Genomic DNA, 11265 nt, shown 5'->3' with positions numbered 1-11265 from the left:
CTGGCCGTCCCGTACTCGCTGCCGCGGTTCAGCGGCGCCGAAGGCGCCCTGCGCCGGGCGGCGCTGTCCCGTGCCCTCGACCGGGACCGGGTCGTCCGACGGGTCTTCCGGGGCACGAAACGCGCGGCCGCCGACTTCACCGCCCACACCCTCCCGGGCTTCCGGGCCGGCCTGCCCGGCTCGGAGGCGCTGGTCCACGATCCGGCCGCGGCGCGGGAACTCTGGGCGCGGGCCGACGCGGTGGCGCCTTGGGAAGACCCCTTCCGGATCACCTGCAACGCGGACGGCGGTCACGAGGACTGGCTGCGCGAGGTGGCGGAACAGTGGCGTACGACCCTCGGCATCGAGACCGAGCTGATCACGCTGCCGACCTTCAAGCACGTCCGGGACGCCGTGTCGTCCGGAAACCTGCGTACCGCCTTCCGCACCGGCTGGCGCGGCGACTACCCGTCGCTGCTGTCCTTCCTGCAGGCACAGTTCGCCGGCGGATCGGCGGCCAACGAGACGGGCTACCGCAGCCGGGAGTTCGAGGACGCACTGGCCGCGGCACGGCGCGCGCCGGACGACGCGGAGACGCATCGGTGGGCGGCACGGGCGCAGGCCGTGCTTTTCGCGGACCTTCCGGTGATCCCACTTTGGGACTGCGTCAACGCCGCCGGGCTCGGTGCCGGTGTCGACGCGCGCTTCAGCTGGAACGGGCTTCCGGACTACACGGAAGCCACCCTCGCCCGGCCGGATCCTCCTGCCGCCTCGGAGCCTTGAGCGGCAGCCGCCCGTCCCACCGCCCGAGAGAGAAGACCATGACCCACGCCACGCCTGCGATGGCCCAGACCATCGCGGCCCTGTCGATCATCCTTGTGCTCGGGGCGCTGCTGCGGCCCTTCATGCAGCGACTGCGCCAACCCGCGGTCACGGCCGAGATCATGGTCGGCATCGCGCTCGGCCCCAGTCTGCTGGGGCTCCTCCCGGGCGATCTGCCGGGCCTTCTCTTTCCCGACGAGACCCGAGCGGCCCTCACGGCCATCGCGCAGGTCGGGATCCTGCTGTTCATGTTCCTGATCGGCTGGGACATCGATCTCGGCAGGTTACGGCGCAGCGGAGGGACCGTCGCGGCCCTGTCGGTGGCGAGCATCGCGGTCCCCTTCGCCACCGGAGGACTGCTCGCGCTCTGGCTCCACGGATCCCATTCCTCCGCGGGCGGGCAGCCCGTGGACCGGACCACGTTCGTCCTCTTCGTCGGCACGGCCATGGCGATCACCGCCTTTCCCGTACTGGCCCGGATCGTCGCCGACAACCGGCTCGGCGGGACGACGGTCGGATTCCTGGCCGTGGCCGCGGCGGCGGTCGGCGACATCCTCGCCTGGTGCATGCTCGTCGCCGTGTCCGTCATGGCGGTCTCCGGCGGCTACTCGCAACTGCTGTCCGTCGCGGGGTGGTCCGCCGTCGCCGTCCTCGTCCTGGCCCTGGTCGTCAGGCCGGTCCTGCGGCACGTGCTGGAACGGGCGGCGCGGACGGGAAGGCTGATCACGGTGGGGCTTCCCGTGGTCGCCGCCGGGGTCTTCGCCGCCGCCTGGACGGCGCAGTGGATCGGGCTCGAGACGATCTTCGGAGCCTTCGCGTTCGGGCTGGCCATGCCGCGCACCGTGCGCCCCGCGGTGAAGGAAGCGCTCGAGGTGCCGTTCCAGCACGTCAGCGGTCTGCTGCTGCCCGTCTTCTTCATCGCCACGGGGCTGACGGTCGACGTCGCGGGACTGGGCGGGGCGGGGCTGACGGAGTTCCTGGCCATTCTGGCGGTGGCGTGCGCCGGCAAACTCGCCGGCACGATGGCGGTGGCGCGTGCCCGGGGCCTGGGCTGGCGGGACAGCACGATCCTCGGGTTCCTCATGAACACCCGTGGGCTGACCGAGCTGATCATCCTCAACGCCGGGCTCAGCATGGGCATACTCGACACCCGGATGTTCACGATGATGGTCTGCATGGCCGTCGTGACCACCGGGATGGCCGGGTTCGTGCTGCCCAGGCCGGGAACGCGCCGCACGATGCCGGCCGCTCCGGCGGCCGAAGGCTCACCGGAGGTCCCGGCACCGGGCTCAGCTTCCTCCGCGCGGCAGGACGCGGACCCGGTGGCGACTGTTCAGTGAAGGAGCCCGCGCGATGCGGAATCTCGATGAAGGCCTGCTCGTGGACGAGTTCCGGGCACTCGGTGTGCGGCGCGGCATGGTGGTCGTCGTCCATGCGTCGCTGTCCCGGCTCGGGCATGTCGAGGGCGGGGCGCCGGCCGTGGTCGCGGCGCTGAGATCGGCGCTCGGCCCCGAAGGGACCCTCGCCGTACCGGCGTTCACGCCGTCGGTCGCCGACCCGTGCCCCGACGCCGCGGACCTCGACGCCGGGGCGGCAGCGGCCCGTGAACGGGTTCCGCTGTTCCGTCCCGGCATGCCGACGGAGATGGGCGCCATCCCGAACGCGGTCCTGGCCCTGCCCGGGCGACTGCGCAGCGCGCACCCGCAGGTGTCCGTCGCCGCGATCGGACCGGACGCGGAGCGCATCACGGCGGTGCAGACGCTGGGCCACGCGGTGGGCGGGTCGTCCCCGTTCGCGGCGCTCCTGGCGCTCGACGCCCGGATCCTGCTGCTGGGAGTGGGGCACAACCGCAACTCCTTCCTCCACCACGCCGAGGGCCTGGTCCCCGGGCACCGCCGCAAGCGACGCCGCTTCCCGTACCTCGTGCACGGGGAGCGGGTGTGGGTGCAGACCGAGGACGTCGGGGACGACAACGGCCGCTTCTTCCCGGCCGTCGGCGCCGCGTACGAGGAGCTGCACGATGGGCGGCCCGGCGACGGGGTGCGGAGGCGGACGATCGGTGCGGCCGAGTGCCGGCTGCTGCCGAGCGTCCCGTTCGTCGAGTTCGCCAGCCGCCGTCTGCGTGAACTGCTCGCCGCCTGAGCCCTCGGGGCGTCCCGAACCGGCACGGCTCGAGGCGGCACCCTGAACCAGCAGCGCGCCCGGTGCGATCGGCAGCGGGCGCGGCTGCTGGTGAACGGCCCGTTCCTGACGGCAGGCCGTCCCGCCTGAAGAAGCGTTACTTGTTTCCCTGAGTCGTGCGGGTGAGGAACACGAGGGACAGCAGCAGGGCCAGGAACGACACCCCCGCGACGACCCACAGCCCCGTATGGATGCCCACGGTGAACGACGCGTTGACGGCCTCGGTCACCTCGGCCGTGGAACGGCCGTCGCCGTTGCCGCCGCTGCGCGCGACCTCGACGACCGCGGCGGCCGTCCCGGGCGGCACCTGGGCCGTCGCCAGCTCGTCCGGCAGAGTACCGACGAAGCGCAGGGCCAGTACGGCGCCGAGCACGGACGTCGCCAGGACCGAGCCGACCTGCCGGAACGCGGTCACGGCGTTGGACGCCGAGCCCATCTGCGCCGGCTCGACGACGGCGAACGCGGCGGCCGTCGAGGGCGCCACGACCAGACCGCTGCCGAGGCCCAGCAGCGTCAGGCCGAGAGCCGTGACCCCGTACGCGCTGTCGGGCTGCTGTGCGACGAGGACGACCGCGGCCACACCGGCCACCAGCGAACCGGCGGCCAGCAGCCGTCCCGGACCCACCTTCGCGGCGATGCGCTGCGCCACCAGTGTGGCCAGGACGAACGAGACCATGGCGGGCAGCAGCTGCACACCCGTTTCCAGCGGCTCCGCCCCCTGGACCCGCTGGAGGAACAGCACTTCGAGGAAGACGACGCCGACGAAGGTGAACAGCGCGCTCGCCGCCACCACCAGCGTCGCCGACACCCGCAGGGAGCCCATCATCCGCACGTCCAGCATGGGCATGGCCGCGCGTCGCTCCACCAGTACCAGCGCGGTCAGCGACACCACGGCGACCACCAGGGCGGCCATCACCAACGGGTCGTCGTACCCCGTCCGGCCGCCGACCGCGATCCCGTACACGAGGGTGCCGAGGCCCACGACGGACAGGCACTGGCCCCAGAGGTCCAGCGGCCGGTTCGGCACGGAGGACTCCTTCACCGCGTACAGCGTGACGGCCACGGTGACCACGGCGACCGGCGTGTTCACCAGGTAGACCGCGGGCCAGTCGAATACGTTCAGCAGCGCCCCGCCCAGCAGCGGGCCGACGGCCAGCCCGATCCCGGACACCGACACCCAGATCGTGATGTAGCGCAGCATGCGCGGCAGGTCGACGAAGAACGTCGTGGTGATGATCGCCAGCGACGTCGGAAGCACCAGGGCGCCGCCGACGCCGCTGATCGCGCGCCCGACGAGGACCTGCGGGTAGCCGCTCGCGCTCGCCACCACCAGGGAACCGGCCGCCAGGGCCACCACGCCGATGACGAACACGCGACGCCTGCCGAAACGCTCACCCAGCGCACCGCCGGACAGCACGCAGGCCGCCACGACCAGGGTGTACATGCTGGACACCCAGCTCAGGTCGGCCGGGGCGACCTGCATGTCGACCTGGAGGGCGCGCAGGGTCGAGATCGCCGCCGTCACCTCGATGAACGACATGAACAGGCCGAGGCAGGCGGCCGCCAGCACGAGCCTGCCGTGCTCGATGACCGGCTTCGGTGGCGCGGCGGACGACAACGCGTCCGTCGGCGCGCTCATTTGGCGGCCTCCTTGCGGGTCAGCCGGGCGATGGCGTCGTCCCAGTCGGCGGGCAGGCTGTCCCGGCCGGCCGGGTAGAAGACGAACACCGAGTGGTCCATCACCTTGCGCAGCCCGGCGACGATCCGGGCGTGCGGGTCGGAACGGGAGAAGGTGTCCAGCGACTCCTGGCTGTCCCACGCCGACAGCGTCCAGAAGGTCTTCTTCAGCGGCTCGGCGCGCAGCGAGGCGCCGACCACACCCGGCGCCGACCGCACCTGCTTCCACACCACCAGCGACTTCAGGAAGAAGCCGGGCACGCTGAGCAGGGACTTCACTTGGAGCTTGGACGCCATAACCACTGCCTCGCCCGAGTCTGCGGGCCTGTCGGCGGCGGCCCCGGGCATCCAGGGAATGGTGGGCATGGAAGCTTCTCCTCTTCGACATGGAACAGGCGGGGACGGCAGGCGGAGCCCGTCTCATCCACATGAGTCCCCCCGAGAGCTGTTCCGGACAACCTTCGCGCGTGAACTTCCGGGAACGGGAAGGGTTGGCCTGATCGTGCCTGCGAGCCCCCGACCGTACGGATCCGGACACCGGTCACCGGCCCCATCGGCCATCCCGATGGGGCGAGGAGCATCCGTGATGCGGTGATTGACCCTCCTCCGACCACCGCCCTACGGTCCTTCCACGCCCGACCCGACGCCGCCGTTCGCACGGGTCGGTGAGCGAATTCACGCCTTCAGAGGTGCCAGCCCTCTGCGTTCCAGCCGCTGTCGCGCAACGCGACCGGTTCTTCGCGTACCGCTCGAGCCGAAGGGCTTCCCGCCATGACCACCCGAGTCGCTGTCGTCGGTGCCGGCATCTCCGGACTCTCCGCCGCCTACCACCTGCCCGACGACGTCGAAGTCACCGTGTACGAGAAGGAGGACCGGCCCGGCGGTCACGCGCTGACCGTCGAAGTCGACGAGGACGGCCGCACGCTGGGCATCGACACCGCCTTCGTGGTCTTCAACAGCCGCACCTATCCCCAGCTGACCGCCTTCTTCCAGGAGCTGGGCGTCACCGCCCTCGACCACACGGGCGGCTTCGACTTCTTCGACCTCGACCGTGGCCTCGACTACGGAACGGCCGAGTTCGAACTCACGGAGGAGGAGATAGCCCGGTCCTATCCGGCCGACTTCCTGACGCTGTGGCGGGACGCCGGGCGTTTCCACCGGGAGGCGCCGCGCGACTTCCTGCGCAAGCGCACCGACATGGCGCTGGGCGAGTACCTGAAGCGTGGCGGGTACTCCGACGCCTTCAAGTACGGCTACGTGGTGCTCCTGGCCACGGCGGTCTGGTCGGTGCCGGCCGAGCTCATCTGGGAGATGCCCGCCACCACGGTCATCGCCTTCTTCATGTCGCACGACCCGGGCGGCCTCGGCGGGCGTTCCGTCGCCTGGAAGACCGTCGCCGGGGGCAGCATCGAGTACGTACGCCGTCTCGTGACCGCCGTCAACGGCAAGGTGCGCACCTCCAGTCCGGTCACCCGGGTCCGCGAGGAGGCGGACGCGGTCGTCGTCGGGACCGCCGACGGCGAGGAGCGCTACGACTACGCGGTGCTCGCCTCGCACGCCGACCAGACGCTGTCCGTGCTCGAAGCCCCGTCCGCCCTCCAGGCCGACATCCTGGGCAAGGTCCGGTACAGCTCCACCAGCGCCGTACTGCACACCGACCCCTCCAGCATGCCGCCGGACCGCTCCCGCTGGCAGAGCTGGAACTACGGGCTCAAGACGGTCGACGGCCGCACCCGTACCTGGGTGGCGTACTACATGAACTCCCTCCAGGGCTTCACCGCGCGCAACGACTACTTCGTCACGCTCGACTCCCCGATCGTCCCGCGCGACGAACTCGTCATCCGCGAGCTGCCCTTCACCCACCCCGTCATCGACCTGGACGTACGCGCCATGCAGCGCGGGATCTACGCCGTCAACGACGGCGGCCGGGTCAAGCTCGCCGGCTCGTACTTCCACTCCCCGAAGATCGGCCACGACCTGATCGGCTCCCACGAGGCCGGATACGTCTCCGGACTCAAGGCCGCCGAGTCCATCGCCCGCGACATCAAGAAGTGAGAAGAGGTACTCCCATGCAGCGTGTCACCGCTGAAGAGGCACAGTCCTGGCTGGTCGAGAAGCTCGCGATCCGGCTCGAGGTCGAACCGTCCGAGATCGACGTCGACCGCTACTTCGACGAGTTCGACCTCGATTCCACCGAGGCCCTGATCCTCGCCGGCGAGCTCGAGAAGTGGCTCGGCTTCGAACTCGAGGCGACCGCGCTCTGGTACCACCCGACGATCGCCGCGCTGTCGGAGCACATCGCGGAGGAGAACGCCCGCCATGCCACCGCGGCCTGACGCGGGCGCACCGCGTCCGGTCCTGCGCACCTTGCGCGCACCGGACGGCCCGGCGGCCCACCGGGTCTGCGCCGTGCATCCGGGCGCGCTCGCGTCCGGCGAATGGGCGGCCGTCGCCGGGCGGCTCCCCGGGGACACCGCCTTCGACCTCCTGGACCTCGGCAATGTGCCCGAGTTCCTCGCCGCGGCCCTCGACGCCCGGGCACCGGTCGTCCCGGTCACCGACCTGGCGGCACGCTGCCTGGACGAACTCGCCGCGGCGGGCGCCGTCGCAGAGCCGTTCACCCTGGTCGGCTGGTCGTTCGGCGGCGTCGTCGCCTTCGAGATGGCGGCCCGACTGGACGCAGCCGGGAACGGCGGGGTCGTGCGGGACCTCGTCCTGCTCGACAGCATCGCCCCCGTCCCCGCCTTCAAGCGGACCGACGAGCTCATGGAACCGGCGATGCTGCTCGACTGGTTCACGATGTACCTCGCCGCCAAACGCGGCCGCCCCCTCACCCTCGGCCTCACCGCGGACGAGCGCCGGCTCCTCGCCGCGCCCGAGGACGGTCTGCCCCAAGTGCTCGAGGCGGCCGTCGCCCAAGGGGTTCTGCCGCCCGGCACCGAGCTCGCCGGACTGCGCAAGCTGTACGCCGCCTACCAGGGCGGTCTCTCCCGCAACAACCGGAGCACCGCCCCCTACGAACCGGCGCCGCTCGACCGGGCCCTGACCCTCGTCAAACCGGCCGGCTCCCTGCTGCCCACCAGTGGCGACCTCGGCTGGAGCGGGCTCGGCGCGCGGCCCGTACGACAGGTGGACGTCCCCGGCGACCACTACACGATGCTTCGGGACCCCGAGGCCGTCGGCGTGCTCTCCGGCCTCCTGGCCGGCTCGGCCGTCGCTTGAACACACCGTGATCCGTGCCCTGCACACCCGGCGCACAAGACCGAGAGGACCGTCGTGCATCACTCACGTCTGGCCGACACACCCATCGCCATCGTCGGGTTGGCCGGCCTGTTCCCCCAGTCGCGCGACCTGCGCGAATTCTGGCGCAACATCGTGGACGCCAAGGACTGCATAGAGGACGTCCCGTCGAGCCATTGGAACACCGACGACTACTACGACCCCGACCCCACCGCCGAGGACAGGACCTACGCCCGGCGCGGCGGGTTCCTCCCGGAGATCGCCTTCAACCCCATGGAGTTCGGCCTCCCGCCGAACACCCTCGAGGTCACCGACATCCTTCAGCTGCTGTCGCTGACCGTCGCACGTGACGTGCTGCGCGACGCCGGCACCGAGGGATCCACCTGGTACGACCCCACGCGCACCGGAGTCATCCTCGGCGTCACCGGCGCCAACTCGCTCACCCAGCCGCTCTCCGCGCGCCTGCAGACCCCGGTCCTCAAAGAGGTCGTGCGCAGCGTCGGGCTCAGCGAGGCCCAGGCCGATGAGGTCGCCGCCCGATTCAAGAAGGCGTACATCCCCTGGGAGGAGAACTCCTTCCCCGGCATGCTGGGCAACGTCGTCGCCGGACGCATAGCCAACCGTTTCGACCTCGGCGGCACCAACTGCACCGTGGACGCTGCCTGCGCCAGCTCCCTCGCCGCGGTCAAGCTCGCCGTCAGCGAGCTGATCGAGGGCCGCGCCGACATGATGATCACCGGCGGCTGCGACGCCGAGAACACGATCCTCATGTACATGTGCTTCAGCAAGACCCCGGCGTTCTCCAAGAGCCAGGTCATCCGGCCCTTCGACCGCTCCGCCGACGGGACGCTGATCGGCGAGGGCATCGGCATGCTGGCCCTCAAGCGGCTGGCCGACGCCGAACGCGACGGGGACCGCATCTACTCGGTGCTCCGCGGCATCGGCACCTCCAGCGACGGCCGCTTCAAGAGCATCTACGCCCCGCGCGCCGAGGGCCAGCAGCTCGCCCTGCGCCGGGCCTACGAGGACGCCGCCGTCACGCCCGGCTCCGTGGAGCTCTTCGAGGCGCACGGCACCGGCACCGCCGTCGGCGACCACACCGAACTGTCCGCGCTCGGCTCCTTCGTCATGGAGGGGCAGGACGAGCGCGGCTACGCCGCCATCGGCAGCGTCAAGTCCCAGATCGGGCACACCAAGGCCGCCGCCGGCGCGGCCGGTCTCATCAAGCTGTCGCTCGCCCTGCACCAGAAGGTCCTGCCGCCCACCATCAACGTCGAGGAGCCCAGCGAGGCCGTCGACCCGGCGAGCACACCCTTCTACGTCAGCGGCGAGGCCCGCCCCTGGGTCGCCGACCCCGGCCGGGACAAGCGCCGCGCCGCGGTCTCTTCCTTCGGCTTCGGCGGCACCAACTTCCACATGGTTCTCGAGGAGCACGGGACCGACGTGTCCGCTGTCCTCGGACCCGTCGCCCGTACCGGCATCTGGCACGCCGCCGACCCCGGGTCGCTCGCCCGCCGCCTGGAGGAGGGCGCCGCCCCGGACCCCGTCGGCTGGATGCCGTCGGGCGACGCCCGGATCGGCATCGTGGCCCGCTCGGACGCCGAGTTCGAGGAACTGCGCGCTACAGCGGCGCAGTTGCTTCGCGCCAAGCCGGACGCCTCCTCGTGGCAGCACCCCAAGGGGATCACCTACCGCCGCTCCGCGCTGCCCGCGGGAACGAAGACCGCGGCCGTCTTCGCGGGCCAGGGCAGCCAGTACGTCGGCATGGGCCGTCGCGCGGCGCTCGCACTGCCGCCCGTGCTCACCGCGTACGACAGGGCCAACCGGCTCAGCGACGGTACCGAGACCCTCGGCCGGGTCGTGTTCCCCCCGCCCGCCTTCGACGACGCGACCCGCACGGCCCAGGACGCGGCCCTGCGGCGGACACAGTTCGCCCAGCCCGCGATCGGGGCGCTGTCGGCAGGCCAGTTCGCCTGGTTCCGCGAGCTCGGCTTCAGCCCCGACGGCGCGATCGGCCACTCCTTCGGCGAACTGACCGCCCTGTGGGCGGCCGGGGCCCTGGACGACGCCGCCTTCACCGAGCTCGCCCGTGCCCGTGGACTGGCCATGGCCCCGCCGGCGGACCGCGCCGGCACCGGCCACGACCCCGGCGCGATGGCCGCGGTCCGGGGCGAACTCGACGCGGTGACAGCCGCGCTCGCGCACTACCGTGACGTGACCGTCTGCAACATCAACGCCCCGGGCCAGATCGTCGTCGGCGGCCCCACCGCCGAGATCGACCGGCTCGTGGCCGACCAGGCCGGCGGCGCCCTCCCCGCGAAGCGGCTCCCGGTCTCCGCGGCGTTCCACACCCGCTTCGTCGCCCACGCCGCCGACGCGTTCCGCGAGGCCGTCGAACGCGCCGACATGGCCGCGCCCCGCATCCCCGTGTACGCCGACGCGCCGGGCGCGTCGTACGGGAACGACATCGCCGCCAACCGCCGCACCCTCGTCGACCAGCTGCTCCAGCCGGTCGACTTCGCTGCGCGCATCGAGGAGATGTACGCGGACGGCTACCGCGTCTTCGTCGAGTTCGGCCCCAAGCGCGTGCTGTCGGACCTCGTGGACCGCATCCTCGAAGGCCGCGAGGACGTCGTGACCGTCGCCGTCGACGGCGGCCCCGCCAAGGACGGCGAGATCGCCGCCAAGCGTGCCGCGCTCGAGCTGACGATCCTCGGCCTGCCGGTCGCCGGCATCGACGACCGCACGGCACCGGTGCCGGCCGAACCGGCGCGCAAGGGCATGGCGATTCCCCTGCGCGGCGTCAACTACGTGAGCGACGCCCGGCGTTCCGCCTATGCGGAGGCGCTGGCCGAGCCGGTGGCAGGGGCGCCGGGAGATGCCCCGGCGGGAGGGGTTCCGGCGGCTGCGGAGGCGCCGACAGGCCTGGACGACGTCGTGCGCGAAGGGCTCGTCCTCCAGGCCGAGATCCTCGACACCCACCTGGAGACCGTCCGCCGGACGGTCCGCTCGCTGGAGGAGTCCATCCGCTCCGGCACCGCCGCCGACGCGAATGCCGCGCTGCGCCTGATCGAGCAGCACAGCAGCTCGATCACGGCAGGGCACGAGCGGGCGACGCGACTGCTGATCGAGGCGCTGCGGGAGGGGGAGCCGACGGCGGGGACGCCGGCGGTGGAGCCGTCGACCGTGCCGGCGGCTTTGCCTGCTGCCGAGCCCGCCGCGGCTGCCGTGCCCGCTGCGGCTGCCGTGCCTGCCCCGGCCGCCCTCCCCGCGCCTGTTGTTGATGGTGCGGTGTTGGGTGCGTTGGTGGAGGTGGTGGCGGAGAAGACGGGTTATCCGGCGGAGATGTTGGAGCCGGGTATGGAT

At 71.8% G+C, this 11265-nt stretch carries 9 protein-coding genes; 7 read left to right on the top strand and 2 right to left on the bottom strand.

The genetic code is table 11. The features are described 5' to 3' along the window. The 3 genes from ACWGH4_RS02235 to ACWGH4_RS02225 form a co-directional block, all read left to right on the top strand. A partial coding sequence (locus ACWGH4_RS02235) for an ABC transporter substrate-binding protein (protein ID WP_453454556.1) occupies positions 1-762 on the top strand: 762 nt, incomplete at its 5' end. Positions 763-800: 38 nt separating this feature from the next. Then, entirely contained in the window at positions 801-2141 is a 1341-nt protein-coding gene (locus tag ACWGH4_RS02230) for a cation:proton antiporter (protein WP_453454554.1), read from the top strand. Positions 2142-2154: 13 nt separating this feature from the next. After that, a complete protein-coding gene (locus ACWGH4_RS02225; RefSeq protein ID WP_453454553.1) occupies positions 2155-2943 on the top strand; it encodes an aminoglycoside N(3)-acetyltransferase in 789 nt (262 codons plus the stop codon). A 136-nt stretch (positions 2944-3079) separates the two neighbouring features. Here the strand turns inward: ACWGH4_RS02225 and ACWGH4_RS02220 are convergent, their stop codons facing one another. After that, entirely contained in the window at positions 3080-4621 is a 1542-nt protein-coding gene (locus ACWGH4_RS02220; RefSeq protein WP_453454551.1) for an MFS transporter, read from the bottom strand. Then, positions 4618-5025: a DUF3291 domain-containing protein gene (locus ACWGH4_RS02215; protein ID WP_441263594.1), complete on the bottom strand. Its 408-nt coding sequence runs from the start codon at positions 5023-5025 to the stop codon at positions 4618-4620. Before ACWGH4_RS02215 ends, ACWGH4_RS02220 begins: the two co-directional genes overlap by 4 nt. A gap of 405 nt (positions 5026-5430) precedes the next feature. Between ACWGH4_RS02215 and ACWGH4_RS02210 the strand changes: the two genes are divergently transcribed. The 4 genes from ACWGH4_RS02210 to ACWGH4_RS02195 all read left to right on the top strand — a co-directional run. After that, the gene (locus ACWGH4_RS02210) at positions 5431-6714 is read left to right on the top strand and encodes an NAD(P)/FAD-dependent oxidoreductase (RefSeq protein WP_453454549.1); all 1284 of its coding nucleotides are present in this window, start codon (positions 5431-5433) and stop codon (positions 6712-6714) included. A 14-nt stretch (positions 6715-6728) separates the two neighbouring features. Next, positions 6729-6995 carry an acyl carrier protein gene (locus ACWGH4_RS02205; protein WP_005314310.1) on the top strand — a complete coding sequence of 89 codons (267 nt, stop codon included), beginning with the start codon at positions 6729-6731 and terminating at the stop codon, positions 6993-6995. Further along, complete coding sequence (locus tag ACWGH4_RS02200) at positions 6979-7881, top strand: thioesterase domain-containing protein (RefSeq protein ID WP_453454546.1); 903 nt, start codon at positions 6979-6981, stop codon at positions 7879-7881. Before ACWGH4_RS02205 ends, ACWGH4_RS02200 begins: the two co-directional genes overlap by 17 nt. A 54-nt stretch (positions 7882-7935) precedes the next feature. Beyond that, the coding region (locus ACWGH4_RS02195) for a beta-ketoacyl synthase N-terminal-like domain-containing protein (RefSeq protein WP_453454544.1) at positions 7936-11265 on the top strand (3330 nt) is incomplete at its 3' end.

The sequence above is a fragment of the Streptomyces sp. NPDC054847 genome (genome assembly GCF_053610925.1).
The sequence above is the reverse complement of the archived record's forward strand: the minus strand, read 5'-3'. Positions and strand labels throughout refer to the sequence as shown.

Coding starts and splice junctions, on each gene's coding strand:
- ACWGH4_RS02200 (WP_453454546.1), top strand. CDS start 6,979: ATGCCACCGCGGCCTGACGCGGGCGCACCGCGTCCGGTCCTGCGCACC.
- ACWGH4_RS02220 (WP_453454551.1), bottom strand. CDS start 4,621: ATGAGCGCGCCGACGGACGCGTTGTCGTCCGCCGCGCCACCGAAGCCG.
- ACWGH4_RS02230 (WP_453454554.1), top strand. CDS start 801: ATGACCCACGCCACGCCTGCGATGGCCCAGACCATCGCGGCCCTGTCG.
- ACWGH4_RS02215 (WP_441263594.1), bottom strand. CDS start 5,025: ATGCCCACCATTCCCTGGATGCCCGGGGCCGCCGCCGACAGGCCCGCA.
- ACWGH4_RS02210 (WP_453454549.1), top strand. CDS start 5,431: ATGACCACCCGAGTCGCTGTCGTCGGTGCCGGCATCTCCGGACTCTCC.
- ACWGH4_RS02205 (WP_005314310.1), top strand. CDS start 6,729: ATGCAGCGTGTCACCGCTGAAGAGGCACAGTCCTGGCTGGTCGAGAAG.
- ACWGH4_RS02225 (WP_453454553.1), top strand. CDS start 2,155: ATGCGGAATCTCGATGAAGGCCTGCTCGTGGACGAGTTCCGGGCACTC.